The organism is Caballeronia sp. LZ003 (assembly GCF_031451465.1).
Classification (GTDB): domain Bacteria; phylum Pseudomonadota; class Gammaproteobacteria; order Burkholderiales; family Burkholderiaceae; genus Caballeronia.
The window spans coordinates 420518-447482 of record NZ_JARUXJ010000004.1 but is presented as its reverse complement, the minus strand read 5'-3'; the positions used below and the strand labels follow the sequence as shown (position 1 = coordinate 447482).

General features: G+C 62.4%; 22 protein-coding genes. 5 read left to right on the top strand and 17 right to left on the bottom strand.

The features are described from left to right. Positions 1–108 precede the first annotated feature (108 nt). Positions 109–1431: a hypothetical protein gene (locus QCE79_RS26160; protein ID WP_309848798.1), complete on the top strand. Its 1323-nt coding sequence runs from the start codon at positions 109–111 to the stop codon at positions 1429–1431. Positions 1432–1435: 4 nt separating this feature from the next. Here QCE79_RS26160 and QCE79_RS26155 read toward each other — a convergent pair whose 3' ends face one another. The 3 genes from QCE79_RS26155 to uvrA all read right to left on the bottom strand — a co-directional run bounded on the left by QCE79_RS26155 (position 1436) and on the right by uvrA (position 9044). After that, positions 1436–2716 (bottom strand): DUF445 domain-containing protein, encoded by a 1281-nt coding sequence (locus QCE79_RS26155; protein ID WP_250493546.1) that lies wholly within the window; start codon positions 2714–2716, stop codon positions 1436–1438. A gap of 6 nt (positions 2717–2722) precedes the next feature. Beyond that, positions 2723–3160, bottom strand: a complete 438-nt coding sequence (locus QCE79_RS26150; protein WP_250493547.1) for an ACT domain-containing protein — start codon at positions 3158–3160, stop codon at positions 2723–2725. Between the two features lie 61 nt (positions 3161–3221). Then, positions 3222–9044, bottom strand: coding sequence for an excinuclease ABC subunit UvrA (gene uvrA, locus QCE79_RS26145; RefSeq protein WP_309850592.1), 5823 nt, complete (start codon positions 9042–9044; stop codon positions 3222–3224). Positions 9045–9522: 478 nt separating this feature from the next. On the opposite strand from uvrA, the gene QCE79_RS26140 reads away from it, so the two are divergent. The 3 genes from QCE79_RS26140 (at position 9523) to QCE79_RS26130 (ending at position 12396) form a co-directional block, all read left to right on the top strand. Beyond that, on the top strand, positions 9523–11508 hold the full coding sequence (locus tag QCE79_RS26140) for a glycoside hydrolase family 28 protein (RefSeq protein ID WP_309848795.1): 1986 nt from the start codon (positions 9523–9525) through the stop codon (positions 11506–11508). 98 nt (positions 11509–11606) lie between these two features. Beyond that, positions 11607–11981: a hypothetical protein gene (locus QCE79_RS26135; RefSeq protein WP_309848793.1), complete on the top strand. Its 375-nt coding sequence runs from the start codon at positions 11607–11609 to the stop codon at positions 11979–11981. A gap of 97 nt (positions 11982–12078) precedes the next feature. Then, positions 12079–12396, top strand: coding sequence for a hypothetical protein (locus tag QCE79_RS26130; RefSeq protein WP_309848790.1), 318 nt, complete (start codon positions 12079–12081; stop codon positions 12394–12396). 6 nt (positions 12397–12402) lie between these two features. On the opposite strand, the gene QCE79_RS26125 is transcribed toward QCE79_RS26130, so the two are convergent. Together QCE79_RS26125 and QCE79_RS26120 are read right to left on the bottom strand one after the other, a co-directional pair. Beyond that, a complete protein-coding gene (locus QCE79_RS26125; RefSeq protein WP_309848788.1) occupies positions 12403–13527 on the bottom strand; it encodes a M14 family metallopeptidase in 1125 nt (374 codons plus the stop codon). 27 nt (positions 13528–13554) lie between these two features. After that, a complete protein-coding gene (locus QCE79_RS26120; protein ID WP_250467336.1) occupies positions 13555–14319 on the bottom strand; it encodes a transporter substrate-binding domain-containing protein in 765 nt (254 codons plus the stop codon). Between the two features lie 118 nt (positions 14320–14437). On the opposite strand from QCE79_RS26120, the gene QCE79_RS26115 reads away from it, so the two are divergent. Then, positions 14438–15355 (top strand): LysR substrate-binding domain-containing protein, encoded by a 918-nt coding sequence (locus QCE79_RS26115; protein WP_309848783.1) that lies wholly within the window; start codon positions 14438–14440, stop codon positions 15353–15355. Here QCE79_RS26115 and QCE79_RS26110 read toward each other — a convergent pair. From QCE79_RS26110 to QCE79_RS26055, 12 genes are all read right to left on the bottom strand, one after another. Further along, positions 15340–15843, bottom strand: coding sequence for a DUF6496 domain-containing protein (locus QCE79_RS26110; RefSeq protein ID WP_309848781.1), 504 nt, complete (start codon positions 15841–15843; stop codon positions 15340–15342). The two genes, QCE79_RS26115 and QCE79_RS26110, sit on opposite strands and share 16 nt — an antisense overlap. A gap of 68 nt (positions 15844–15911) precedes the next feature. Then, positions 15912–16595: an isoprenylcysteine carboxylmethyltransferase family protein gene (locus QCE79_RS26105; RefSeq protein WP_309848778.1), complete on the bottom strand. Its 684-nt coding sequence runs from the start codon at positions 16593–16595 to the stop codon at positions 15912–15914. A 71-nt stretch (positions 16596–16666) separates the two neighbouring features. Then, on the bottom strand, positions 16667–18484 hold the full coding sequence (locus tag QCE79_RS26100) for a VWA domain-containing protein (RefSeq protein WP_309848776.1): 1818 nt from the start codon (positions 18482–18484) through the stop codon (positions 16667–16669). Further along, positions 18481–19146 carry a TadE/TadG family type IV pilus assembly protein gene (locus tag QCE79_RS26095; RefSeq protein WP_309848773.1) on the bottom strand — a complete coding sequence of 222 codons (666 nt, stop codon included), beginning with the start codon at positions 19144–19146 and terminating at the stop codon, positions 18481–18483. Before QCE79_RS26095 ends, QCE79_RS26100 begins: the two co-directional genes overlap by 4 nt. Continuing rightward, positions 19143–19622, bottom strand: a complete 480-nt coding sequence (locus QCE79_RS26090; protein WP_309848770.1) for a pilus assembly protein — start codon at positions 19620–19622, stop codon at positions 19143–19145. The genes QCE79_RS26095 and QCE79_RS26090 overlap by 4 nt, the downstream gene beginning before the upstream one ends. Then, positions 19619–20482 (bottom strand): tetratricopeptide repeat protein, encoded by an 864-nt coding sequence (locus tag QCE79_RS26085; protein WP_309848767.1) that lies wholly within the window; start codon positions 20480–20482, stop codon positions 19619–19621. The genes QCE79_RS26090 and QCE79_RS26085 overlap by 4 nt, the downstream gene beginning before the upstream one ends. Continuing rightward, positions 20479–21441: a type II secretion system F family protein gene (locus QCE79_RS26080; RefSeq protein ID WP_309848764.1), complete on the bottom strand. Its 963-nt coding sequence runs from the start codon at positions 21439–21441 to the stop codon at positions 20479–20481. The genes QCE79_RS26085 and QCE79_RS26080 overlap by 4 nt, the downstream gene beginning before the upstream one ends. Then, complete coding sequence (locus QCE79_RS26075; RefSeq protein WP_309848761.1) at positions 21438–22412, bottom strand: type II secretion system F family protein; 975 nt, start codon at positions 22410–22412, stop codon at positions 21438–21440. The genes QCE79_RS26080 and QCE79_RS26075 overlap by 4 nt, the downstream gene beginning before the upstream one ends. Beyond that, positions 22409–23797, bottom strand: a complete 1389-nt coding sequence (locus tag QCE79_RS26070) for a CpaF family protein (protein ID WP_309848758.1) — start codon at positions 23795–23797, stop codon at positions 22409–22411. The genes QCE79_RS26075 and QCE79_RS26070 overlap by 4 nt, the downstream gene beginning before the upstream one ends. Then, positions 23797–25017, bottom strand: a complete 1221-nt coding sequence (locus QCE79_RS26065) for an AAA family ATPase (protein ID WP_309848755.1) — start codon at positions 25015–25017, stop codon at positions 23797–23799. Before QCE79_RS26065 ends, QCE79_RS26070 begins: the two co-directional genes overlap by 1 nt. 23 nt (positions 25018–25040) lie before the next feature. Further along, on the bottom strand, positions 25041–25427 hold the full coding sequence (locus tag QCE79_RS26060; protein ID WP_309848752.1) for a CpaD family pilus assembly lipoprotein: 387 nt from the start codon (positions 25425–25427) through the stop codon (positions 25041–25043). A gap of 10 nt (positions 25428–25437) precedes the next feature. Beyond that, positions 25438–26940 carry a type II and III secretion system protein family protein gene (locus tag QCE79_RS26055; RefSeq protein WP_404989418.1) on the bottom strand — a complete coding sequence of 501 codons (1503 nt, stop codon included), beginning with the start codon at positions 26938–26940 and terminating at the stop codon, positions 25438–25440. Between the last annotated feature and the right edge of the window lie 25 nt (positions 26941–26965).

Sequence of the window (26965 nt, the reverse complement as noted above, 5' to 3'; positions counted from 1 at the left end):
TTGCGCTTCCAAAAGCCGATCATTTCACAACCGCCCGCTCTCGAGGCAGTCATGCGATTCCGAACACCAAGAAATGCGCTGGTCAATGGGCAGGCCGAGTCCTTTCTCATGGATACCCGAAGCGGCTCGATTATCCGGTCGATCGATAATACGGATTCTGATTGCGTTACCTACGTGCTTAAAACCCGCGAGAACACACATTATTGCGCGTTATTGAATAAACTCGATCACCCCTACCGAAACGCATTACTGCAGCTTTCAATGGCGCTTGGCTTGCCGGTATCGATCAATGCTAATTGCCAACGATTTATTGACGTTGTTTCCGTAGGCTTGAAACACATGCGGTTATCCGAGACCTCGCTCTTCAAATGGAACCTGCTGAACGACGTCAGGACCGGACTCATCGTGCAGATAGACGATGCCGACAGCCTCGGAACCTTCGGCTATATTCTGCGCTGCCCCGACGGTTCGCATTATTGCGCGCAAATGACGCCGGATGATAACCGCAATCGCCATATGCTGATGCTCATGGCGTTCAGATCGGGCTTGCCGGTGACTATTCGCGCCAGCGCGGATTATTACGTCACGGGCGTTTCGATCGGCTCACGGCGCTTCGGTCCGAATATCGAGTGCACGGCCGAGCCGCTCGGCAATACGCCGCGTACAGGTTTCATCGAAGAGATAATCGATACCGAAACCTGCGACACGCTCGGGATCGTTCTAAAAAGCGTGGATGGCGCGCGTTATCACGCTCGTCTGGAACGGCGACCGGACGCTGAAAAACTTGGGTTAATGATAATGGCAGTGGGTGCCGGCCTGCCACTTACCGTATATGGCAATGAATACCATTATGTCACCGGCCTTTCAATCGGCACTTATCTCGCCGAAGAAACGCCGCCGCTGATCTGTTTCAGTCTCAGGCTGACCGAAACGCGTACCGGCTTTCTCACTCGCATAATCGATTACGACATGCTCGATCGAGTCAATTACCTTTTGCGCGCGTGGGACGGCCGCCAATATTGCGTGCAAATGAACGCGAAGATCTGCCCTCACCGCCACCACATGTTGGTCCGCGCGCTGGCGTGGGGGTTGCCGGTCAGTATCACCGCAGACGTCAATTCCGTCGTAACAGGCGTCGCGGTCGGCCTGCCGCGCGCGGGCAGTCCCAGTTTTCATTGTGGTGACGAACGTCATGCCGGCACGAAAACGGGCAATGTCACGCGCTTGATCGATGCCAACTGCGCCGGCGACCAGCCGAGCTACGTGCTCCAGACACCCGACGGCATGGAGTGGCGCGTGCGGACCGCCGCGAACGCCGACGCGAACCGCAACGCGTTGCTGGAAATAGCGCTCACTTCCGGCTTGTCCGTGACCATCGATGACGCCGGCGGCAGGCGCTCCGCCGGGCGTCTGAGCGTGGAGCGGCGATAAAGCGTCAGGCCGTAAGAACCGTTACCGCATGAATCAGCAGCCCGACCGCGCCGCCCACGAGCGTGCCGTTCACGCGAATGAACTGCAGATCGCGGCCGATATTCAGCTCGACATCGCGCACGAGCGTGGCGTCGTCCCATTGCTTGACGGTCGCGGCGATGTGTTTCGCGATCCCCTCGCGCAACTCCGGCGCAAGCGCTTTCAGCGCGTCGCGCATGTGTTCGTTGATCGAATCGCGCAAGGCCGGATCGCCGCCCAGCGCCTGCGCAAAGCTGCCGGCCACCGCCACGACGCGCGCGTGCAGCGTCGAGTCCGGGCGCTTGAGATCGGCGTCGAGCCAGCCGATGAACTCGTCCCAAAGACCGCTCACGTAGCCGCGCAACTCCGGCCGCGCGAGCCACTCGCGTTTGTGGTCGTCGATACGCGACTTGAACGCCGGATCGCTCCTAAGACGCTCGATGAAGCGCGCGACCGCTTCGTCAAAAGCCTTGCGACGCTCGTGTTCCGGGTCCTCGCTGACATCGTGCAGCCATTGATTCGCGCCGCGCACGAGACCTGCCGCGAACTTCGCGCCGAGTTCCTCCGCGTTCAGTCCGACGAAACCCAGCATGCCGATGAGCTTCGGATACTCCTCGCCCGCCACGCCGACGATGCGCGCCGCCAGCATCTCCTGCACTTCGGGCTTGTCGAGCCACGCGGCCATCTGCTTCAGGCCTTCGTCGAGCAGCAACTGATGACGGCGATCCTCCGTCAGCGTCGACAGTACTTCGCCCGCCGCGCCCGCGAGATCGAATTGCTCGGCGCGGCGGCGGATGGCTTCGTGAAGCATCGACTTGACACGCTCGTCGTCGATCAGGGACAGCAACTGACCGACCGCCGTCACTGCCTTGTTGCCGAGCAACGCGGCGTTCTTGGGCTCGGCGAGCCAGAGCGACAGGCGGCTTGCCGGGTCGAAGGCGTTGACGCGCGCGACGAGCGCATCGGTGCCGAGAAAGCGGTCGCGCACGAATGCGGCGAGGTTGTCCGCCACCCGCGCCTTGTTCGCGGGAAGGATGGCGGTATGCGGAATCGGTACGCCGAGCGGATGCCGGAACAGCGCGACGACCGCGAACCAGTCCGCGAGCGCGCCGACCATCGCGGCTTCCGCGAACGACGAGACCCACGCCCACGCGCCGGCATCGTGCTGACTTTTGGCGAGCGCGAAAAGCGCGCCCGCCGCGACGAGCAGCGCGGCTGCGAACCACTTCATGCGCTTGAGCGCGACGGTTTTATCCTGCGTATCCATGCTGTGCTATCGAGTTGGCGGGTTTGACGAGGGCGCAAGCTTATCAGCACTTCGCTGCAAGGCTAAGAGGGTGTCGATTGCGCGCCCGGCATGCTCCACCGGCACGAAGATGTGATCGTGATAAGCCGCCGCAAGCACATTGCAACTGATGCCCGCGTCGCCGAGCGCCCGCGCGAACGCAGCCGTCAGCCCGACTGCGGCGAGGTCCGAATGCACCGTGAGCGTGATCCACGCGGCGCGAAACAACGGCGCGATGTTCGCCGCTTGCGCCGCCGCTTCCTCCATCACGACGGTCATGCCTTCGCGTTCACGGAACGTGGCGACGATGCCCGCGCCGCTCACCACCGCATCGTGCGGCAGGGACGCGAACACATAGACGCCGGGCTGAAGCTCGGGACGCATCGAAGCGAGCAGCGTGTTCAGATCCGAAATGGCTTGAGACATGATTGCTCCACCCAATGCGACGGCGCGGGCTTGACTGCAAGCCCGCGCCAGATCGCGATTTTCAGGCCGCGTTTTCCGTCGCGCGCGTTCGACCGAGCACGGGCCGCAGCGCCGTTCCGGTGTGACTGCGCGGATGGCTCGCCAGCGTTTCCGGGTCCGCCGCCGCGACGATCGTGCCGCCGTTCACGCCGCCTTCGGGTCCAAGATCGAGCACCCAGTCCGCTTCGGCGATCACATCGAGATCGTGCTCGATGACGATCACGCTATGCCCGCCATCCACCAGCCGATGCAGCACGCGAATCAGCTTGGCGACATCGGCCATATGCAGACCGACCGTCGGTTCGTCGAGCACGTAGAGCGTGTGCGGCGGCTTCTGGCCACGCCGCGTGATGTCGTCGCGCACCTTCGACAACTCGGTGACGAGTTTGATGCGCTGCGCCTCGCCGCCCGAGAGCGTCGGCGACGGCTGGCCGAGCGTGAGATAACCGAGGCCCACGTCCTTCATCAACTGCAACGGATGCGCGATGCTGTTCATCGACGCGAAGAACTCCACGGCTTCGTCGATCTCCATGGTCAGCACTTCGCCGATATTCTTGCCGCGCCAAGTCACCGCAAGCGTCTCCGGATTGAAGCGCTGGCCGTGGCAAACATCGCACGGCACCTTTACGTCCGGCAAGAAGCTCATGGCGATAGTGCGCACGCCCTGGCCTTCGCACGCCGGGCAGCGTCCGTCGCCGGTGTTGAACGAGAAACGCGATGGCGTGTAGCCGCGCGCGCGGGCTTCGAGCGTATCGGCGAAAAGCTTGCGGATGGTGTCCCACATGCCGATATACGTAGCCGGACACGAACGCGGCGTCTTGCCGATGGGCGTCTGATCCACTTCCAGCACGCGATCGATCGACTCGAAGCCGGTCACGCCCGCGCAGCCTTGCCACGCGTGCACGACATCGAACTTGGGGCGCGGCGCTTCGCGTGCCAGCACGGAAGCGCGCGACTTCGCGGGCGCATCGGTCTGCACGGCGCGGCGCGCGCGCCGCACGGCGGGCGACGAAAGCACCGAGCGGCCGACGGCATCGAGCAGGTTGGTCATCAGCACGTCGCGCGCGAGCGTGGACTTGCCCGAACCGGAAACGCCCGTGATGGCGACCAGACGATTGAGCGGCACGCTCGCCGTCACGTTGCGCAGATTGTGTAGCGTCGCCTTTTCGACCGTGAGCCATTGCTCGGGCACGGCGGGCCGCTTGCCCGCGGCCGCGCGCACTTCCCGACGCGGCTGCAACGGATGCACGATCGGGTTCGCGAGCATCTGACCCGTGAGCGAGTCCTTGTGCGCGGCGAGGTCCGACACCGTGCCCTGCGCGACCACCGTGCCGCCGCGCTTGCCCGCGCCCGGCCCGATATCGATGACGTGATCCGCGCGGCGAATGGTGTCCTCGTCGTGCTCGACGACGACGAGCGTATTGCCCTTGTCGTTGAGCTTCTTGAGCGCGGACAGCAGGATCAGATTGTCACGCGGATGCAGTCCGATGGTCGGTTCATCGAGCACGTAACACACGCCTTGCAGGTTGCTGCCAAGCTGCGCCGCGAGCCGGATGCGCTGCGCTTCGCCGCCCGACAGCGTGGGCGCGGCGCGATCCAGACTCAGATAACCGAGGCCCACTTCCTCGAGAAATTGCAGACGCCCTTCGATCTCGCTGATGACATCGCGCGCGATGTCCGCATCGCGGCCTTGCAGCTTGAGCGCCGCGATCCATTCGCGCGTGTCGGTCACGGTCCAGCGACCGACCTCCGTGATCGGATAATTGCCGAACGTGACGGCGCGCGCCACGTCGTTCAGACGCGTGCCTTCGCACTCGGGACACGGTTGATCGACGATATCGTCCGGTTCCTGATCCACCGAACCGATGCTCTGTTCGCGGCCGCGATCGTCCTGCGCGAAGACCGTATCGTCGAATGCGGCGCGCTGTTCGCGCGTGAGTTTCACGCCCGTGCCCACGCATGTGTTGCACCAACCGTGCTTGCTGTTGTACGAAAACATACGCGGATCGAGTTCAGGGTAACTCGTGCCGCAACTGGGACATGCGCGCTTGGTCGAGAACACGATGGTCTCTTCCTTGCCGCGCTTCTTGCCATTGGACAACGCGCCGTGCAGATCGTCGAGCGGCGCGCACAAATGCATCACGCCCTTGCCGAGTTCGAGCGCATCGTCCAGCAGGCGGCGCAGTTCCGCTTCGTTATCCGCCGATACCACGAGGTCCGCCACGGGCAGTTCGATCGTATGTTCGCGGAAACGATCGAGCTTCGGCCACGGATCGACGGAGAGGAATTCGCCATCCACACGCAGATGCGAGTTGCCGCGCGCCTTTGCCCATTTCGCGAGATCGGTGTAGACGCCCTTGCGATTCACGACGAGCGGCGCGAGCAGGCCGACGTGCTGACCCTTGTAGTCGCGCAAAATCTGCGCGGCTATCGACTCCGAACTTTGCGCCTGCACCGGCGTGCCGTCGTTGACGCAGTGCTGTATGCCGAGCTTCACATAGAGCAGCCGAAGGAAGTGCCAGACTTCCGACGTGGTCGCGACCGTGCTCTTGCGGCCGCCGCGCGAGAGACGCTGTTCGATTGCCACGGTCGGCGGAATGCCATAGACCGCATCGACTTCCGGCCGGCCTGCGGGCTGCACGATGGAACGCGCATACGCATTGAGCGATTCGAGGTAACGGCGCTGACCTTCGTGGAAAAGAATGTCGAAGGCGAGCGTCGATTTGCCCGAGCCCGACACGCCCGTGACCACGTTGAACTTGTTATGCGGGATATCGACATCGAGCGACTTAAGGTTGTGTTCGCGCGCATTCACGATACGCACCACGTCCTCGCCCTGCAGAGCACGGCGCGCGCTCGCCACTTCCGCGGCTAGTTGCAGCGGCACGCCCGCGCGCTTGTCGGCGGCGCCGGGCGTCATCGCTTCTTCATAATCGACGAGCGCGCGGCCCGTGTGCGAATGCTCGCACGCGGCCACTTCATCCGGCGTGCCGACACATACCACCTGACCGCCGCCGTCGCCACCTTCCGGACCGAGATCGATGATCCAGTCGGCCGCGCGAATCACGTCGAGATTGTGTTCGATGACGATCAACGAATGCCCGCGTTCGAGCAGACGGCCCAGCGCACGCATGAGCTTGGCGATGTCGTCGAAATGCAGGCCCGTGGTGGGCTCGTCGAACATGAAGAGGCGGCCGTGCTTCGCTTCGCTCTTGCTCGCGGGCGACGCGGTTTCCGCCAGAAAACCCGCGAGTTTCAGGCGCTGCGCTTCGCCGCCCGAAAGCGTGGGCACCGGCTGACCGAGCTTCACGTATTCGAGGCCGACATCGACGATAGGCTGCAACACACGCAATACTTCCGCATCCTTCGCAAAGAGCTCGACGGCTTCGCTCACCGTGAGTTCGAGCACGTCCGCCACGCTCAGATGCCGGCCGCCGCGCTCGATCTTCACATCGAGGATTTCCGCGCGATAACGCCTGCCGTCGCAATCGGGACACCGCAGATAGACGTCGCTCAGAAACTGCATCTCGACGTGTTCGAAGCCCGAGCCGCCGCAAGTCGGGCAGCGGCCATCGCCGGAATTGAAGCTGAACATGCTTGCGCTATAGCCGCGCTGTGCGGCAAGCGGCGCTTTCGCAAAGAGCTTGCGCAACTCGTCGAACGCGCCGACGTAACTCGCCGGATTCGAGCGCGCCGTGCGGCCGATAGGCGATTGATCGACGAAGACCACATCGCTCAGTTGCTCCGCGCCCTTCAACGCGCGAAATGCGCCCGGCGTCTCGGTCGCCTTGCCGAAGTGACGCATGAGCGCGGGCGCGAGCACGTCCTGAATCAAGGTCGATTTGCCCGAACCCGATACGCCTGTCACGCAGACGAGGCGTTGCAACGGAATCTCGACCGTCACGTCTTGCAGGTTGTGATCGCTCGCGCCTTCGAGCACGAGACGCGGCGTCTTCGCGTCGGTCGCGCGACGATTCCAGTTCGACGCGTGCGCCACTTGCTTGCGGCCGCCGAGATAGGCGCCGGTGAGCGTGTCGCTCGACTCGATATCGCCCGGCGTGCCGTCATAGACGATCTGCCCGCCGCGTTCACCCGGCCCCGGACCCATGTCGATGAGACGATCCGCCGCAAGCATCACCGATGGATCGTGCTCCACGACGACGAGCGTATTGCCCGCATCGCGCAGACGATGCATGGCCTCGACGATGCGGTTCAAATCGCGCGGATGCAGCCCGATGCTCGGTTCATCCAGCACGAAAAGCGTATTGACGAGCGAAGTGCCGAGCGCGGTCGTCAGATTGATACGCTGCACTTCGCCGCCCGACAGCGTGCGGCTCTGCCGGTCCAGCGTGAGATAGCCGAGCCCGACATCGCAGAGATACTTCAGACGCGTGCGCACCTCGGCGTGCAAGAGCTTGAGTGCTTCATCGAGCAAGGTCGAGGGCAGCGTGAGCGAATCGAAGAAGCGGCGGATGCGCTCTATCGGCATCAGCATGAGATCGTGCACGGTGAGACCGGGCAGCGCTTCGAGCTGCTCGCGTGTCCAGTCGACGCCCTTCGGCATGAAGCGACTGGCCGGCGCGAGCACGGCATCGGCCTGCTCCTTCGTGCCGAGACGCCACAGCATGGATTCGGTCTTCAGACGCGCGCCGTCGCATGTCGGGCACGTCGTATAGCTGCGGTACTTCGAGAGCAGCACGCGGATATGCATCTTGTACGCCTTCGACTCCAGATAGTCGAAGAAGCGCTGCACGCCGTACCACTGGTTCTGCCACTTGCCGGTCCAGTCGGGCGATCCGTGGATGACCCAGTCGCGTTCCTTCTGCGTGAGTTCGTTCCATGGCACGCCGAGACGAATGCCCGCCTTCGCGCCGTAGCGCACGAGATCGTCCTGATTTTCTTTCCACGCGGGCGTTTGCAGCGTCTTGACCGCGCCCTCGCGCAGCGTCTTCTTTTCATCGGGAATGACGAGGCCGAAATCCACGCCGATCACGCGGCCGAAACCACGGCACGCTTCGCACGCGCCGTAGGCCGAATTGAACGAGAACAGCGCGGGCTGCGGGTCCGCGTAACGCAGATCGCTTTCGGGGCTATGCAGACCGGTCGAGAAGCGCCAGATTTCCGGCTCGCCTTCGTCCTTCAGCATGTACACATTCACGCGACCGGTGCCGCGCAAGAGCGCGCTTTCGATCGCTTCGAGCGCGCGCGAGCGTTCGGTGTTGTGCAGGCGAAAACGGTCCGCGACGACGTCGAGCAACTGGCGCTTGCCGCTTTCGGTTTCGATGTGACGTTTCGCCTGAACGCGCGTATAGCCGCTCGCGGAAAGCCATTGGGCAACTTCGTCATCGCTTGCGCTGTCCGGCAATTCGACCGGGAACGTGATCGCGAGACGCGGGTCGTCCGTGCGCGTGCGCTCGAGCAGTTCGGCGTAAATGGTTTCCGGCGTGTCATGACGCACGCGCAGCGCGGACTTCTTGTCGAACAGTTCGGCGGCGCGGGCGTAGAACAGCTTCAGGTGATCGTTCAGTTCGGTCATCGTGCCGACGGTCGAGCGCGAGCTGCGCACCGGGTTCGTCTGGTCGATGGCGATGGCGGGCGGCACTCCATCCACGCGATCCACCTGCGGCCGGTCCATGCGATCGAGAAACTGCCGGGCGTAGGCGCTGAAGGTTTCGACATAGCGCCGCTGGCCTTCGGCATAAAGCGTGTCGAACACGAGACTCGATTTACCCGAACCGGAAGGGCCGGTGACGACCGTCATCTGGCCGGTGTGCAGGTCGAGATCGAGATTCTTGAGATTGTGTTGCCGAGCGCCGCGGATGCGGATTGCGTTGTTCGATGCCAATTTTTCAACCGGTTCAATGAGTTGGACGGCTGTCACGAGCCGCTTGCAGCGGCGCGTCGATTGCCCGAAACGCGCCTCTTGCAGCGAACAGTACTGTACACGCATACAGTATTCGCTGCCAAACGTCGCGGAAGTGTCAGCCGGGGTGTTGGGTAGTGTCGCAAAGTTCTCGCCCGGCGATCGGCGAAGAGAGCGGCCGCTGTTCGGTTGCGTTCGGCCTGCGAGCAAACATCTTAGTGTCATTGGCGAACGTCGTCGGCGCCGGGGTGGGTTGCGCACTATGCGGGAAAGTCCCAACCCGACGCTGCCTGACTTTACTTGACCAATGCCTGACAACTTCGATATCGTAAATCAGGAAAACGATTTCCCGAAGCTTCGTCTTGATCCATTTGCTGCAGCGCAAGCATCCGGTTAACCGTTCTACGAAGACTTCACCGAATCTACAAAACCGGCCGCGACCGGATCCAGGAGACAACAAATGAAATCCCCAAAACCGTCAGCAGGTTCACTATCACGACGTTCTTTCGTCAAACTCGCGGGCGTCTCTGTAAGCGCCCCACTTTTCGGCGGAATCAGCGCAATGAGCCTTCTTAGCGCCTGCGGCGGTCATGACGATTCAGCGCCCCCCACCGTGCAAGACGCGATCTGGGGCCCGTCCGGCTCCGCCACGCAAATCGTCAATGCGCTCAAGGGTGTATCGACGTCGATGGTGCCGAGCCGCCAGTTCCTGGTCACCGATTACGGCGCGAAGCCATGCGCTGTCGTGGCGGCGGTGAATCCTTATACGGATGCCACGAAGTCGCCCCTGAGCAGCGGCGCCGATCAGACGCAAGCGCCCGGCTCGTTCGATTCGCGTCCCGCCTTTTTCGCGGCCATCGCGGCGTGCAGCGCGGCGGGCGGCGGACGCGTCGTCGTGCCAGCGGGCAACTGGTATTGCGCGGGGCCGATCGTGCTGCAATCGAACGTCGACTTTCATCTGAGCGCGAACTGCGAAATTTTCTTCAGCCCGAACCCGGCCGATTACGCGAAAGACGGCCCGATCGACTGCGGCCCGAACGGCAAGTTGTTTTACAGCCGCTGGCAGGCAAACGATTGCCTCAACTACGGCCCGCCCGTCTATGCGCGCAATCAGACCAACGTCGCGCTCACGGGCGAAGGCGATACGTCCGTGCTCAATGGCCAGGCAATGACGCCCTTTGCCGGCAGCGGCAATACCGCGACGAGCTGGTGGACGTGGAAGGGCAATAACGGCGTGTATGGCTGCGTCAATTCGTCGACGCCGTCACAAGCGTCGAGCAACTCGAAGAACGTCGATCTCAAAACGGCCGCGCCCGGTATCTCCGATGCGCTCTACGCCGAACTCACCAACCCCGCCACGCCGTGGCAGCAGGACCAGAACTATCTGCCCGCGCTGTCCGAGGCGGGTGTCGCCATCGAGAAGCGCATCTTCGGTCTCGGGCATTATCTGCGGCCTTGCATGGTGGAGTTCATCGGTTGCACGAACGTGTTGATGGAGAGCTACCGCACCATCAATACGCCGTTCTGGCAGCATCATCCGACCGACTGCAAGAACGTGGTGATGCGCAGCGTGACGGTGCACAGCATCGGTCCGAACAACGATGGCTTCGACCCCGACGCCTGCGACATGGTCCTGTGCGAAAGCGTCGTGTTCAACACGGGCGACGACTGCATCGCCATCAAGTCGGGCAAGGATCTCGACACGCAATACGGCCCGGCGCAAAACCACGTCATTCAAAACTGCACGATGAACAGCGGCCACGGCGGCATCACGCTAGGCAGCGAAATGGGCGGCGGCGTGCAGAAAATCTATGCGCGCAATCTGCAGATGCTCAACAAGTTCTGGGCGACCAACTCGCTGAACATTGGGATTCGCGTGAAGACGAACATGAATCGCGGCGGCTTCGTGAAGGACTTCTACGTCGATAACGTGACCTTGCCCAACGGCGTCAGCCTCACGCCGTCCGGTTACGGCAGCAGCCTGCTCGCGGGCAGTCCGATCAACGCGACCGTGCCGCTCGGCGTGGCGACGGCCAGCGCGGCGAATCCATCGGCGGCGCAGGGCGGCATCATCACCTTCGATTGCGATTATCAGCCGTCGAAAGACGCCATCCGCACGCGTCCCGCCCTCGTGCAGAACGTGAACATTTCCAACGTGAAGGCGAGCAACGTCACGGCGAACGGCGCGACGGGATCGTGTTTTCAGGCGATCGTCGCGCAAGGACCGGTCGCGTTCGATTACAACGGCCCCGCGCCGGTGCCGGCCATTCTGGCCATCACCGGGGTGACCATCACCGATTGCGATTTCGGCACGCCCGTTGCGGCCGGACCGGCGACGGCGGCAACGCCCGGGCCGATCTATGCGTACAACGTGCATGACATCGTGTTGAAGAACACGGTGATCGCGGGGCAGACGTTGAATCAGACGGTGAGTGACGCGCGGTAAGAAGCTTTGGGCTGCGGGCTTCGAGTCCGCAGCCGCTTGCCGTTATGTGCCCATTCGCGGCATGTTGAAATGCGCGCCCGCTTTCATCTGGTACGACGATGCTGTTCGACGGCATGAATAAGGCTGCGCCTTACTCGACATGCAAATGCTGCGCGAAACCGAGCGCCCTGTGTGGACTCACCGACTTCTCGCGCGGTGGCGCGGATCATCTGGATGGATATAAAGTCGATCCGTATTTCGGCACATCGATCTACTACTATCGTTGCGAGCAATGCGGATTTATCCACGCGCCCGCCTTCGACGACTGGACGCCGAACGACTTCAGCGAACACATCTATAACGCGGCTTACGAACGGCAAGATCTTGACTACACCTTCGCGCGGCCAAATGCCAACGCACGAACGATCGCCGAGTTTTTTCCCGGCCTCACGCAAGAAAAGCTTCTCGATACGGCGCCGGATCAGGGATTCTAGAACAGCAACTTGGCTTCGCGGGTTCGAACGAATACGCTCGTACGATCCCTTTGGCGAAGCGTCCGACCATACGTCACTGATCGACCGATACGGCGTCGTGCTTGCATTCGAAGTCTTCGAGCATCACGTCGAGCCGCTTAGACTCGTCGATACATCGGCAAGCCTTATCGACGGCAACGGCGCAATGCTCATCAGTACGCTGTTCGTTCCTCAAAGCAATTTGCGCGATGATCGGACAGTGGTGGTATTGCATGCCTCGCAACGGCCATGTGTCGTTTTATACGGCGTCTGCACTGCGCTACTGGCATTAGTGAACGGTCTCAAAGCCGCGACATTCAGCGAAGGCCTGCATCTTCTTTATCGCGGCGAATTTCCGGATTGGGCGAGGCACGTCCACCACACGCTCTTGCACTAACCCACCTCACGCCCCGATCAACACCCCCGTCCTGAACGCCGTCTGCCCCGTCACCCGCCCCATCGGTGCACCGGCCTGCGCGAAACGGATCGCACGCCGCATATAAAACACGCCATCGTTTTTCGTCGCGACCGTGGTCACGGCATCCGTCAGTGGATCGACGATATCGAACACCGCGTCGCCAGCCTTCAACCTCGCCCCGACCGACGCGCGATACACGACGATGCCGCTCACCGGCGCAATCAATTGCTCGCTGCCCGCAAGCGGCGTAGCGCCGAGTACGAGCGACGGCAACGCGCGCGCCTCGCCTTCGATCACGCCGCGCGCGATCAGAAAGTCAACGATGGCATCCGCATCGTGTTGCGCCGTCTCGTAGCTCACGTCGCGCTGCCCGCGATGCTCCACCGTCGCCGCGATGTTCGGCGCACCGAGCGGCACGTCGCCGCCGAGCAACGCACGGACTTCGTTCCACAAGAGCGCGTGGATTTCGTCGAACGACTGCCCGCCCGAATCCGTTGCGAGCAGCACGCCGTTCGCGCCGAGATAATGTGCAAGCGGTTCCAGCGCGGGCCAGCTTGCCGGGCTCGTGTAGAGATGCATCGTGGCTTCGAGCGAACAATGCAGATCGAGCACGATGTCGGCATCGGATGCGAGCGTCAGCAGCGTCAGCCGCAGCGACTCGAACTCGTTCTTCGCGCGCATTTCGCCGAGCATGTCCCGCACGGCGCGACGCAAGAGGCGCGCGTTGTATGCGGCGTCGCTGCTCGACCACGCCATGCCGATACGTTCGATCAACGCCTGCGCGGGCGGCATCGGAAAACCGCGGTTGAAGTTGTGGCCGCTATTCGCATCGAAGCGGCCAAGGAATTGCCCGAGCACATGCTGCGACAAGCCGACAGGATTCGCCACCGGCACGAGGACGATCTCGCCACGCAAGCGCCCTTCCCCTTCGAGTTGCAGCAGACGCTTCTTCAGCTGCCACGCCGTGAGCATCGCGGGGGTTTCGTCGGCATGCAGCGAGGCCTGGATGTAGACCTTCTCGCCGCTTCGTTCCGCACCGAAATGAAAGCTGACGAGTTCGCGCGCCGTACCGAGCGTCGTGGAAACGAGCGGCGTGTGTCGTGTTTGCATCAATGAAAAAGTCCGTGAAAGATGGGCTCAGTCGCCGTAGACGTCGAAGTCGAAGTACTTGTGCGCGATCTTCTGATACGTGCCGTCCGCGCGCATGTCGGTCACGGCCTTGTCGACCTTCGTCTTCAGCGCGGCATCGTCCTGGCGCATGCCCATGCCCACGCCGTGGTCGCCCATGGAAAGCGGCGCGCCGACGAACGCGAAGCCCGCGCCGCGCGCGGTCTTCAGGAAGCCGTGCTCTGCTTCGACGGAGCCGAGCAACGCGGCATCGAGCCGGCCCGCGACGAGATCGTTGAACACACCCTCCTGACTCTGATACGCAACGATTTCCACGCCGCCCGGCTGCCAGTTCTTCATGGCGTAGGTCTCGAACTGACTGCCGCTTTGCACGCCGACGCGCTTGCCGGCGAGACCCTGCGCGCTCGGCGCGAGCGACGCGCCGCTCCTTGCGATCAGACGTGAGCGGAACTGGAACAGCTTCGTCGAAAATGCGATCTGCTTCATGCGCTTGTCGGTGATCGCCATCGACGACATGATCCCGTCGATCTTGCGCGCTTGCAGCGCCGGAATCATCCCGGAGAATTCCAGCTCGACCCACTGGCAGCGCATCGCGATGCGGCGGCAGATTTCATCGCCGAGATCGACGTCGAAGCCCGCGACATGGCCGTCGGGCGTCTTCACATCCATCGGCGGATAACCAGGGTCGATGCCCAGGCGCAAGGTATCGGCGTCCTTTGCGCTTGCAACGAACGGAGACATGGCAAGCGTGGCGGCAAGAGCGCTGCTGAGCATGAACGTTTTGAACATGGGTCGGCGGGATATTTTCGGGGTTGGAGCGCTCATGCTAAGCGGACAAAGCGCCCTTAAAAAGAGGCATTTTAATTATCATGATCACTTTTCGAGATCGCCGATGGAATTGACGCTGACCCAATTGCGAATCTTCGTGGCCGTTGCAGAGGCGGGCAGCCTGCGCGCGGCCGCGCGGCGTCTGACAACTGCGCAGAGCGGCATCACTCAGCAGTTACGCAAGCTGGAAGCGCTAGCGGGCGGGCCGCTTTTCGAACGCGATGTACGTGGCGTGCGGCTGACGAGCGCCGGCGAACGCCTGCGTGTGCGCGCCGATCTAATACTCGGCGAATGTGCGAAGACCGAAGAAGAGATGCGTCAGATGCGCGGCGAATTAACCGGCAGCGTTGCGCTTGGTCTGGCAGCCGATGCGACCATGCGGCTGTTTCCCGCGCTGCTCGCGAGCTTTAGAGAGCGCTGTCCGCGTATCGATGTGCATTTGACGAGCGCGACGTCGCGCGTGCTGACGTCATGGGTGCGCGAGGGACGGCTCGATTTTGCCCTCGCACTCATTGCGCCCGACGCGGACATCCATGATATGGAGACGACACGGCTTTTCGATTCCAATGTCGCGGTGATCGCGCGGAAGGGGCATCCGCTTGCACGCGCGCGCAAGCTTTCGAGTCTCTGCAATGCCGAGTGGGTGAGCACGCGTCACGCGGGCAACAAGCTGTCCGCGCTATTCGATACGGCCCGGCTCACGCCGCCCAACGTCGCGGTAACCACCGAAGCGGTCTTCGACACGCTTCATTGCATTACCGCAAGCGACTACCTCGCGCTCGAACCGGCGAGCCTCGTGGCGCATCCGTTTTTTCGGGAACACATCACCGTGATCCCGATTGCCGAACGCGCCGCGCCGACGCCCGTCTGCCTGCTTCGAAGAGCGGGCGTGCCGCTCACGCCCGCGGCGCAAGAACTCGCGATGATGGCCGTATCGTTCGCGCGAATGCTCCCGCGCGCGGCGGATCAACGTGCCGAGTGACGCGCAGATGAACCCTTCGATGCAGCGCTGGCGTTCTTGCGCCGCGTTGCCCAGCCCTTCTTCGCGGCAGCCGAGCGATCCGCCGCCGAGCGCCGGCTTGCGCTTGCATGCGCCTGCCGCGACAGCGACTTGTGCGATGCCGCCTTCGTGCTTTCGCGCTTCAGCACGCGCGTGGACGTCGCGGAACGCTTTGCCTTCGACTCCGTGCTCGGACTCTTTCTCGTGCGATGCGCGGCTTTCGTGTCTTGTGCGGCTTTCTTGCGCGTGGCCTCGGACGTGGTGGCCTTCTTCGGCGTCTTGACCTTTACGCCGGAGCGGCGGGCTTCGGATAGACCGATGGCGATGGCCTGCTTCGCGGACTTCGCGCCATGCTTGCCCTCGCGGATGTGATCGATCCGTTCTTTCACGAAATTGCCCGCCTGGGTGCTGGCGGACTTGCCTGCGCGCTTCGCCTTGGTGGCGTTTTCGACGGTTTTCTTTTCGGGCATGTCGGTACTCCTTGGGAAGTTGACTTGCACCGGGGAAGGCGAGCAACGCACGTGCCCGCCAAGGTCCATTAGAAGACGCCCGCGATCAGCCTGTAACGCACGCGCTTCGCATATGCGAGATAGGTATCGTCTTTCGAAAGCAGCCGCTCTTCGTTGATGATCCGTCCCACTTGAAGACACCAGTGCACCGCTAGCACGATGACATTCTGCAAGCCGAAGTTCGGCAGCAAAAACCCGATGTCTTTCACGAGATAACCGAAGTACATGGGATGGCGCACGAGCCGGTAAGGTCCGTGCATGACCACGCCGCGATTGGCGGGCAGGATACCGAACGAGCGACGCAACGAAAGCTTCGCGCTGATCTGAATGCACATACCGGTCACTTGCAACCCCACCGCCAGCCATTCCGGAATGAGATGCACGCCCGGTTCGATGCGAAACGCGAGGAAGTAAAACGTCGCGCACGTGGCCATCAGAACGCTCACGATGTTCCAGTCACGCACGCGCGGCACGCGCGAGATCAGCGACATGGCGATCGTCACCACTTCCGAAAGCACGAGCAAGAGCAGCGTGACGCGCGACGGATCGCGCGAATACTGCACCAGTGCATTGACGAGAAACGTCCCGAGCAACGTCACGGTTGCTCCTCGAATGGCCACCTCGATTACTACCTGCCCGCGCGTGAGCGCGGGCTCTCGCGGTTCGCTCGCTTGCTTATCCGCGACGAGCGACGGCACCGTTACTGTGTCCATGGAAGTCATCTCCCGGCCTCGTTGGGTTGCGTGTGAATGACGCGACCGGCGCATGCGATCGCGTCCAACGTTCATTGCGTCAGGCGCAGCACGCCAAGATTTCCGGCGATCTGCTGGAAAATCTGGTTAAGCGTGGCGTTGTCCGGCGCATGGTAATAGTTGCCCGAGCTTGCGCAGTTCTGCATAGTCTGCTGCGCCGAAATGCTCGTCGAGTCGGTGCCATAGGTGCCGAAAGTGATTGCGTAGATAGTGATTCCGCTTTGCTTCATCGCCGAACACACGCCGAGTTGGAACGTATTGATGTCGTCGGGACTGGCCATCGAGCCGTTGAGGCCCAGCGCCGACGACTTGAGCGATGCGTTGCCCACCCCGGAAAGCTGGTTGAAATACGGCGGAGGCATGACGCCGGTCGTACCGCCCGGATCGTTCTCGCCGTCCGTCAAGATGATCGCCACGCGCTGCAGGCCTTGCGTCGTTTCAGGACGCGGCAGCGTGTTGTCCGAAGAGATCCAGCCGTTGCCATTGGCCTTGGAGTTAGACCAGTCTGACGACAACATGCGCCAGCCCCAGAGAATGCCGGTCGGAATCAGCGTCGAGCCGCTTGCCACCATGTTGTTGATTGCCGTGGTGAGCGCGTTCGTGTCCTTGGTGAGGAACACGGCGGGCTGGATCGAACACGGTCGGTTGCCGCTTGTATCGCTGCCGTTCTGATCCCACGAGATGGTAGTCGCCCGGCTGTAAGGCACTTGGCCCCAGTAGTTCGCCGGCTGTGGCGTCGTTGAGCTCGAGCAGTAGGACGTCGTGCCGTTGCTGGTATAGCTCATCGGCACACCTCTGTAGACCGTCGTACCGGTGACCTTGCATTGGCTGCTGCCGTCGTAGGTCGTCACCGTGAAGCCGCTCTTCGGCACGTTGTAGTAAAACGGTGTGAAGCCCGGCGAGCTTGCAGGCGCGTATGCTGCCGCCGTCACGTTGCCTGCCGCGTCATGTGGCTCGACTGCGCATCCGCCCCACGACTTCATGGACATGCCGGTCGTGTTGTAGGCAAACTGGGTATTGGTGGCTTGCGACATCCAGCTGCCGGTTCCGTTGAGCGCGGAGCCGACGTTGACCATCGTCGTAAACGGCACGAGGCCGATGTAGGAGTCGTTGCCGGTAACACCGAAGATGTTCGTGACGAAGGTCTGCGCCGCGCTTTTCAGGCCGTCCAGCTTCGTGCCTTGCGACTTGCTGGAACTGGCGTAATCGGCCATGGAACCGGTGTTGTCGAGGACCATCACGAGTTCGAGCGTGCTCTTCGGCACGCGTACCGCCGTATTGCTCGCGCTGACGACTTGCGTGGTCGCGGGACTCGAACTCGACCCGCCGCCCGAACCCGAGCCGCTGCCCGAACCAGACCCCGATCCGCTCGTTGTCTTGTTGGCCGAGAGAAAGACGGGCGCATAGAGCGACAACGTGCCCGACACCGAAATCTTGATGGTCTGCCCCGTTGCCGGGGTGCCCGACACGGTCGCCTGGAAATTGCTGTCCGGCATGACAAGGCCCATGTAACCGGCCGGCACGTTGGCGTTGTAAAACGCGCGTGCGTCGGCTTGCCATTGCGCGAGGTCGGCGCCGGTGGTCGTGGCGTAGTGCGACAGGCTCGCCGCTGCGGACAGTGCCGCCACGTCGGCACCCATCTGCATACGCGTCTGCGTCTGCGCCTCGTCGATCGTGTCCAGCGCCGTGCAGAGCGTGCCAATCATCATGCTGGCCGTCACCGCGAAAATCACCGCGACGGCGCCTTCGCCACCCGCCACGAGATTCATCACCGTACGCGACGCCGCAGGCCGGCCGAAGTTCCTAAAGAACGCCTTGTCCCTGCGCATTTTAAAGATGCGTGGCTTCATGACGCCGCCACCAGTTGCAGAGTTTGGCCCGAACGCGAGCGCACGTAAACGCGCTGATAAAGCGTCTGCGTGCCCGGCGCATTCCTCCAGAACGCGGCGGTCATCGAGAACGGGGTGTACTGATAAAACACTTCCACGACGATGGCCGAATCCCCCACCCGGAACGGCCACGTAGAAGGCAGCACGCTGGTCTTCGTCACCTGCGACGCGAAATTGGAAAGCGTCCACGGCGCACTCTTCTGCCAGAGGATCGAAGGCGTGCCCGCAGTCATCGATGCCGTCGAGGGTGGCGTGCCGCACGGCGAAGTCTTGCTGTCGCACACGGACGTGATGATCACGCCGCCCCTGCTCGACAGCGTGTTGGGTGCGGCGAGCAGCGTGGCCGCATTCCAGATCGAGCCGAGATTATTTGAACTGCTCGTCGTGTTGTCGTTGACCACTTGCTGCATCTGGCCGATGGAATCCGCCAGCGCGAACGCCGTATGCTCGAGCACGCTGACCGCGCGGACATACGCATAGATTTCGACGAAGCCGCTCAGCACGAAAAGCATGAGCGGCACGATGATGATGAACTCGACGGTGACGCTGCCGCGCTCCGAACGCAACACGCATGTCAGCAGTTTCCGCGTAAGACGCCGCGGTGCGAATCGGCGAATGTTCATTTTTCGTTCTGTACGATGTAGTTGCGCTGAAAGACCATCTGCTGAATGCCAAAGAGCTTCGGAAGTCCGGTGAAGCCTTTCGGCATCGTGACGGCGATGTTGTACGACACGACATCGCCGTATCCGCCCATGCCAGTCGTGACGTTCGTCGTACCTATGTTGGAGTAGGTGCCGTAGGTGAGCATGGTGATGCTGAGCGTGGTCCCGCTGATGTTGGTCCAGCCGCCCAGAATCGTATTGACGATCTGTTGTGCCTGGTCGGAGCGCGAGCCGCTCGACGGCGCGGATGTGGTAAGACCGACGCGCGAGGCCGCCTGCGCCGCGATCTGCACGGAGGCGTCCACCATCATGTCGAGCGCGAGTTCCACGGTCGCAAGAATCAGAACGAACACAATCGGCGTGAGCACGACAAATTCGATTGTCGATGCACCACGGTCGTCCAGAGCGAAGCGCGCGAAGCGGGCAAGGCGCGTCATCTGATGCTCGCTGCCGTCACGCGCGTCGCCGCGAGCGGCGTGACCTGCGCCGCGGAACTTGACAACCCGAGCTGCTGACGCTGGATCTCATAGAAGCGCAAATTGTCCTGCACCGATGCCTTCGGCAAATCGCGGCCCAGGATTTCCGCCGCCGCCTCGTCGTTACCGAGCAAGCCGTAGGCGAGCGCAAGATTCTGACGGGCTTGCGGCGGCGCGGCCGGGAACCGCGTGACGTCCAGCAGCACGTTGGCGCCGTCACGCGGATTGCCGGCCATGGTGAGCGAAAGCCCGAGGTTCACCGACAGCGCGGTATCGCCGGGATTCTTCCGGAGCGCATCACGCAAGACGGTCTGCGCCGCCGCGTGTTCGCCCTTCATGTCGAGCGCGGCGCCCAGCCCCGCCGATGCCAGAGGATCGTCCGGGCTGATGGCAAGCAAACGCCGATAGGTCGAAATAGCGTCGTCGAAGCGCCGCTGATGAATGGCCACGCGTGCGAGACCGATGAGCGGCGCGGGCGCGGCTGCGTCGACCTGCGTCGCCTTGCCGTAGTAAACACCCGCGCGCGTGTAGTCGCCGACCGCGTAGAGCGTATTGCCGAGGCCCGTCAAACCCTGCACCGAACGAGGGTCCGCCTGCACGATCTTCTCGAACAGCGAAGTCGCCATCTCGATGTTGCCGGACTCGAGCGCGGTATCCGCGATGCGAAGTTCGCTCATCGTGCTCGGCGCGCTGTTTCGCGTGACCGGCCGCACTTCCGAACTCGGGTGCACGGTGGTCGAGCAGCCGCTCGCCGCCATCGCCACTGCGACCGCACAGAAGAGCACACAGGCGCGGCGGGAAAAGATGTCGAAAGTCTTCATTTGGAATGGTCGATGAAAGCGAGTAGCTGGATAACGGCCGGCCCGGCGGCAATGGCGATGATCGCGGGAAGGATGAACATCATCATCGGCACGACCATCTTTGGCGCGAGCTTGGCGGCCTTTTCTTCGAGCGAGACGATGTGCGCCACGCGCTCCGTGCGCGAAAGCGTGCGCAGCGCTTGGGTAATCGGTGTGCCGTAGCGCATCGACTGCGTGAGCGTCGAGATGAGCGCGCGGATGGACGGCAAATCGATACGCTCGGCCAGTCCATACAGCGCGCGCGTGCTGTCGCCAGAAAGCTTCAGTTCGTCGGCGGTCAGCGCGAACTCATCGGAGAGCGGCGGGCAGATGGTCTTCAATTCGTCCGCCACGCGGCGAATACTCACGCCAAGGCTGTTGCCCGCGTTGGTGCAAATCACGAGCAGGTCGAGCGCGTCGGGCAGGCAGCCCGCCATCTCGCGACGGCGGCCGGCAGCCACGAAGCCGACGACGTACTCCGGCACGATCATTCCGACGATGAACACGAGCAGCATGGCCACGCCGCGCACGGCCGGATAAGTACCGATGAATGGAATGTGCGAGCCGAGCATCACCGTGAGCGTCGCGAAGATCAGGCCCATGCAGAATTTGGCGGCAAGCAGAATCGACACCGCGTGATTGCTCCGGTAGCCGCTGCGGATCATTTCCTTCTTGAGCTTGAGACGATACTTCGCGTCGAAGAGCGGCAGCTTGTCGCCGATGCGCGCGAGACGATGCATCAGGCGTTTGCGCAGGCTCACGTCTTCTTCTTCGATATCATCCGACACGTCCGTACGATGGCTGAGCGCCGCAAGTCGCGCGCGTTCCGCGATGCGTCCGCGCTGGCCGCCATGCTTGGTCATCCACCAGATGGCGAGACCCGCGAAGAGCGCGAACAGCATCAAGAGATTGATGATCGTCTGGAATAGTTCGGGCTTCATCGCGAGGTATCAAGACTAGAGATCTTGTTGATCACCATGAGCCCGATCCCGATTGAGATCACGCCGAAGGTCATCAGTTTCTGACCGGCTTCCGAGTCGAATAAGATCATCAGATAGTCGTGGTTGAGGAAGTACATGCTGAACAGAATGCACACCGGCACCGCGGCCAAAATCTTGGTCGTGATACGCGCTTCGCCCGTCAGTGCTTTCGTCTTGGAACGAATCTCGCGACGCGTACGCACGATCCCCGAGAGGTTCTCCAGCGTCTCGCCAAGCTGGCCGCCGGTTTCGCGCTGCAGCAACAGACACACGCAGAAGAACGAAAAATCCGCGATCTCGATGCGCTTGACCGCTACCGCCAGCACTTCTTCCAGGTCCTGACCCACTTGCAACGAGTCGCTCATCATCTGGAATTCGGTCCGCAGCGGTTCCGGGCATTCGTCGGCGGCCGTGCTGATGACGTGTGTCACCGGCACGCCGGCACGCACCGCGCGCACGATGAGATCGATGAGATCGGGAAAACCTTCGAGAAAGCGCCGGCGAAAGCGATCGACCAGAAAGCGATACGACTTAGCCAGCGTGAAGATCGGCAAACCGACGATCAGAAGCGGCTTCACGAAACTCGGCAAGGTAAGCAGATGCGTCATCGTCAACGCAAGCACCTCGCCGAAAATGGCCGAAACGATCACAATGCGCAGGCCGCCCGCCCCCGCCACCGTCTTGAGCCGCGAAATCTTCGGTCCGAAAAAGCGCGTGAGCAGGTTGTCGCGCTTGCTCACCTTGAACAGGTCCGAATCGATATCGCTGGCTTTCTTCATGTTCAGGCCGTGCGAAACGAACGATTCCGCCATGCGTGCACGAATGCGCGCGTGCGGCTGATTGTTGCGCATGTCCTGAATCGTGAGCAACATGACGCCGGACAAGATTACGACGACGAACGCGCAGACGGTGATGAGGTTGATCAGGTTCATGGCTTCATCGCTTCGAGCAACGCGTCTTCGAGACCGTAATATTGCGCGCGCGCCGAGAACGCCGGCCGCACCGCCGCCGATTCGTAGACACCCTTCACTTCCTCGCTATACGCGCTCGCGTCATAGCGGAACGTGAAGAGATCCTGCGTGATGATGACGTCGCCTTCCATGCCCACCAGTTCGGTGATGCGCGTGACGCGGCGCATGCCGTCGCGCATCCGCTCGATCTGCACGATCAGATGCACCGCACTCGCGATCTGGCGACGAATGGAAAGCAGCGGCAGGTTGCCGTTGGCCATCATCACCATGCTTTCCAGACGCGTGATGCCATCGCGCGGCGTGTTCGCGTGGATCGTGGTCATCGAGCCGTCGTGGCCCGTGTTCATTGCCTGAAGCACGTCGAAGGCTTCAGGACCGCGCGTTTCGCCGAGGATGATGCGGTCGGGCCGCATCCGCAGCGCGTTTCGCACGAGGTCGCGCTGATTCACCGCACCGAGCCCTTCCGCGTTTTCAGGCCGAGTTTCCAGACTCACGACATGCGGCTGTACGAGTTGCAGTTCGGCGGCGTCTTCGATCGTCACCGTGCGCTCGCCATGCCCGATGAAATGCGACAACGCATTGAGCAACGTCGTCTTGCCCGAGCCCGTGCCGCCGGAGACGATCACGTTGAGACGGCAGGTGCTCGCCAGCTTGAGCACGGTCGCCATGGCGCCCGACATGTTGCCCTGCTGGGCCATGCGGTGCAGCGTGATGTTGCGTTTCGAGAACTTACGAATGGAGATAGATGCGCCGTGAATCGCGAGCGGCGGCAGTACCACGTTCACCCGGCTGCCATCGGCAAGGCGCGCATCCACCATCGGACTGCTTTCGTCGACACGCCTTCCCACGCCCGCGGCGATGCGCTGCGCGACGTTGGTCACGTGTGCGTTGTCGCGGAACTTGCAGTTCGTGAGTTCGAGCCGGCCGTGACGCTCCACATAGACCTGATCGGGACCGTTCACGAGCACGTCGGTGATGCTTTCATCGGCAAGCAACGGCTCGATGGGACCGAGGCCGAACATGTCGTTGAGCAATTCGCCGACGATCTGCATCTGCTCGGAAATGGTGATGTTCAGCCGCTCGCGCTCCGCGATTTCCACCACCAGCAATTCGATGCCCGGCTTCATCTGTTCACGCGAACGGCCGACCACCGCCGACGCGTTCATCGCGCCGAATACGCCGGTGCGGATGACCTTGAACAGGTCCGAGCGCACGAGCGTGTCGTTGCCCTCGGCCGCCGATGCGCGCGCGGGCGCGTCCGGCACTGGCGCGGCAGGCTCCGCGACCGCAAGCGCGGCCTCGTCGGAAACGGCGGTCGGTCGGGCGACTTGCTTCTGGCCGAACATCAGCCTCTCCTCAGCTTGAACTTCTTGAACAACGCCCGTTCGACCACCGCGTGCTGCCCGGTCAGATCGCTCGCAATACGTGCGATGGCCTGGCTAAATCCGTTTTGGGCTTTTTCCTTGGGTGCTTCGCCGAGGTTTTCCGCGGTCGCGAGCGCCTTGGTCTCGAACTGGACTTCGTGCAGCACCGAGCGGCCCACGGCCGAGATGAAATCGGTAGACTGCACCTTGCCGGCCGTCGCGGCGTTAGGGTTGTTGAGCAGAAGCGAAGTCGGCGGATTGTTGTCTCGGTCTTCGATGTGACGCAAGAGACGGATGGTTTCACGCGTCGAATGCACCGACCGGTCCGTCACGAGATACACGCGCGATGCGTGATCGAACGCTTCCTGTGAGATCGGCTCGCTGGGATCGCCGATGTCGATGATCACGTAGTGGAAACTGTCGCAAAGCAGTTCGATGACGCGTTGCAGCGCGCCCTTCGCATAGGATCGCGGCGCGCCGTATTCGAGGTCGGCGGTCAGCATGAAGAGCCGGCTGCCATTACCGACGAGCGTGCGTTCGACATATTGCGGGTCGAGCCGGTGCTCGTTTTGCAGCACATCCGAAAGTCCGTTGTTGCTCTGCATGCCGAGCATGCTGTTAGCCGCGCCGCCCGTGAGGTTCAGGTCGACGTAGGCGACCCGCCGATGCGTGTCCTCCGCCAGATGGCGCGCGAGATTGAGCGCAAGCGTTGTCACGCCGACGCCGCCGCGCGAGCCCGCGAAAGCGATGGTCTTGCCTGCGCGCGCCAGCGTCACCGGACTCACACGACCTTCCGAAACGTTCACCGTGCGCTTGAGCAGTTCCACCGTCACCGGCTTCACAAGATAGTCGCGCACGCCGATCTTGAGCAGGCTGCGGAACAAGCCGACATCGTTTCGCTCGCCGAGCGCGACCACTTGAACCGACGGCTCGCAGACTTCGGCCAAACGGCCAAGATCGGACAGCGGCATCACCGAATTGTGCAGGTCGATCAGGAGAAACAGCGGCGAACGCTCGAGCTTGGCGAGGTAGGCGATCGCGTCCTCCACGCTGCCGACGGCGATATGCGCATGCGGCATTGCCTGCTCCAGCACGAAGCTCTTCAGAACCTGCTCGGTCGCCCGGTCGCCGACGAACGCGATGAAATCCGCGGCGCGGACGCCGGACTTTCCTTTGATCAGCGTGAATTCTGTGGTGCTCATGGTCTATGCGCTGCTATGTGATGTTATTTGCTGTTGCGGGACGTTGCTGTATCGAGCGGAATGACCTGCCCGGTTTCGTAGCGATGCACCGCGCTCGCGGCAACGGCGGCATCCGCCGGACCAAGCGTGCGCGGATGCACGAGGTCTTCCGGACGCGCGAGTTGCGCCGCGAGATTCGTATAGGTGGCGCAGCCCCATTGCATCGACGGGCGACGAATACCGGCGTCGGTCAAAAGCGACGGACGTGCGAGGCTGTCGCAATCGGGCGGCAGCGCATTCTTGCCGTCGAACTGGATGACGGTCTCGTCGGGCATGCCGCGCGGCGGCTTGAAGCAACCGGTGAGCGGCAGCGCAAGCGCGCACACCACGAGGAGCGGCGTGACGGATCGGCGTTTCGGAGAGTGGTTCATGGCGTGAGACTCAATAGACATAGCCGGCTGCGCCGACGAGACGCGGCTGACCCGATGCCGAGGCTGCGGGCGTGGATGCGCTTGCGTCGCTTCGCTTCGAGAAGCTGTATTCGACATCGCTGCTAGGCGACACCAGCGATTCGAGGGGCGTCCGCAACTTCGCCGGATCGGTCGGCTCGACGATATACGGCGTCACCATGATCACGAGTTCGGTCTTGTTATTGATGTAATTGGTCGAAGAAAAGAGCTTGCCCAGGATCGGCAGCGAGCCGAGGCCCGGCACCTGCGAAACAATGTCGCTCGTGTTGGTCTGCAACAGTCCACCGATGGCGAAGCTCTGACCGCTTCCGAGTTCCACGGTGGTATCGGCGCGGCGCACCGAGAGGCCCGGCACCGTGACGCCGCCGGTCGTGACGCTCGCGGATGTATCGATCTGACTCACTTCCGGACGCACCTTTAGGCTGATGCGGCGGTCGTTGAGCACGGTCGGCGTGAAGTCCAGCTTGACGCCGAACTGCTTGAATTCGATGCTGATTGCGCCGTTGATCTGCGAAACGGGAATCGGGAATTCACCACCCGCAAGGAAGCTCGCCGTCTGTCCCGACAAGGCGACGAGATTCGGCTCTGCGAGCACGGTAAGCAAGCCTTCCTGATTGAGCGCATCGACGAGCGCGCGAATATCCGTGCTGCCGGTCTTGAAAGCGCCAAAGATCGAGTAGGCATTGTTGGTCGGCAGATTCACGGGATACGATACTTGCCCCGTCGAACTCGTGAGCGGCTGGTTGTAGTTGTAGAGTTGCCGGCCGCTAAAGACGCCGCCATAGAAGTTGCCCACGGTGTTACCCAACGCCTGCCAGTTGATGCCGAGCTGCTGCGTGATATTGCGGTCCACCTCGGTGATACGCACGCGCAACTGCACTTGCAAAGGCCGGTCCACCGTCATGCGATTGATCAGGGCTTCCTTTTCGGCGAGCATCGGCAGGACGGCCTGCACCACGGCATCCGCATCGGCTGCGCTGTGCGCCTGGCCGGTCAGCACGAGCGAACCGGGCGCGCCGCTTACATCGACGTTCATATTTGGAAAGCGCGCCTGAAGCATTGCGCGCAACGCGATCGTGTCGCGTGTCACTATCACCGTGCGTTGCAACAGTGGACGATTGTTCGCGGCCATCGCGTAGAGCGTGGTCGAGCCGCCCTTCTTGCCGAGCACGTAGACCGTGCGAGGCGACGCCACTTGCACATCGGCTACCGCTGGATCGGCGACGAATACCGAGACCGCGTCCTCCGACAGATGAAGCATCGTGCCCTTGCCCGCATCGAGCGTGAGCATGCCTTGCGGCGCATCGGCTGGCGTAACGCCGGGCTTCTGCGCGGCATTGAGCGGACGCGCGGCGACATGGACCACGGCGGGTTCCGCGCCTTCCGCGAGCGACGTCAGCGCGAAACCCGCGAGACCGCCGGCCGCGACAAGCGCACGCCACGTTTTCGATCTCGGGCTGAACTGCGTTTTCATGAGATTCTTTTCCTTGGTCGCCGGG

What these genes read in the sequence shown, in the direction of transcription:
- QCE79_RS26160 (WP_309848798.1), top strand. Translation starts at nt 109, where the DNA reads ATGGATACCCGAAGCGGCTCGATTATCCGGTCGATCGATAATACGGAT.
- QCE79_RS26155 (WP_250493546.1), bottom strand. Translation starts at nt 2,716, where the DNA reads ATGGATACGCAGGATAAAACCGTCGCGCTCAAGCGCATGAAGTGGTTC.
- QCE79_RS26150 (WP_250493547.1), bottom strand. Translation starts at nt 3,160, where the DNA reads ATGTCTCAAGCCATTTCGGATCTGAACACGCTGCTCGCTTCGATGCGT.
- QCE79_RS26140 (WP_309848795.1), top strand. Translation starts at nt 9,523, where the DNA reads ATGAAATCCCCAAAACCGTCAGCAGGTTCACTATCACGACGTTCTTTC.
- QCE79_RS26135 (WP_309848793.1), top strand. Translation starts at nt 11,607, where the DNA reads ATGCTGTTCGACGGCATGAATAAGGCTGCGCCTTACTCGACATGCAAA.
- QCE79_RS26125 (WP_309848788.1), bottom strand. Translation starts at nt 13,527, where the DNA reads ATGCAAACACGACACACGCCGCTCGTTTCCACGACGCTCGGTACGGCG.
- QCE79_RS26120 (WP_250467336.1), bottom strand. Translation starts at nt 14,319, where the DNA reads ATGCTCAGCAGCGCTCTTGCCGCCACGCTTGCCATGTCTCCGTTCGTT.
- QCE79_RS26115 (WP_309848783.1), top strand. Translation starts at nt 14,438, where the DNA reads ATGGAATTGACGCTGACCCAATTGCGAATCTTCGTGGCCGTTGCAGAG.
- QCE79_RS26110 (WP_309848781.1), bottom strand. Translation starts at nt 15,843, where the DNA reads ATGCCCGAAAAGAAAACCGTCGAAAACGCCACCAAGGCGAAGCGCGCA.
- QCE79_RS26105 (WP_309848778.1), bottom strand. Translation starts at nt 16,595, where the DNA reads ATGGACACAGTAACGGTGCCGTCGCTCGTCGCGGATAAGCAAGCGAGC.
- QCE79_RS26100 (WP_309848776.1), bottom strand. Translation starts at nt 18,484, where the DNA reads ATGAAGCCACGCATCTTTAAAATGCGCAGGGACAAGGCGTTCTTTAGG.
- QCE79_RS26095 (WP_309848773.1), bottom strand. Translation starts at nt 19,146, where the DNA reads ATGAACATTCGCCGATTCGCACCGCGGCGTCTTACGCGGAAACTGCTG.
- QCE79_RS26090 (WP_309848770.1), bottom strand. Translation starts at nt 19,622, where the DNA reads ATGACGCGCCTTGCCCGCTTCGCGCGCTTCGCTCTGGACGACCGTGGT.
- QCE79_RS26085 (WP_309848767.1), bottom strand. Translation starts at nt 20,482, where the DNA reads ATGAAGACTTTCGACATCTTTTCCCGCCGCGCCTGTGTGCTCTTCTGT.
- QCE79_RS26080 (WP_309848764.1), bottom strand. Translation starts at nt 21,441, where the DNA reads ATGAAGCCCGAACTATTCCAGACGATCATCAATCTCTTGATGCTGTTC.
- QCE79_RS26075 (WP_309848761.1), bottom strand. Translation starts at nt 22,412, where the DNA reads ATGAACCTGATCAACCTCATCACCGTCTGCGCGTTCGTCGTCGTAATC.
- QCE79_RS26070 (WP_309848758.1), bottom strand. Translation starts at nt 23,797, where the DNA reads ATGTTCGGCCAGAAGCAAGTCGCCCGACCGACCGCCGTTTCCGACGAG.
- QCE79_RS26065 (WP_309848755.1), bottom strand. Translation starts at nt 25,017, where the DNA reads ATGAGCACCACAGAATTCACGCTGATCAAAGGAAAGTCCGGCGTCCGC.
- QCE79_RS26060 (WP_309848752.1), bottom strand. Translation starts at nt 25,427, where the DNA reads ATGAACCACTCTCCGAAACGCCGATCCGTCACGCCGCTCCTCGTGGTG.
- QCE79_RS26055 (WP_404989418.1), bottom strand. Translation starts at nt 26,940, where the DNA reads ATGAAAACGCAGTTCAGCCCGAGATCGAAAACGTGGCGTGCGCTTGTC.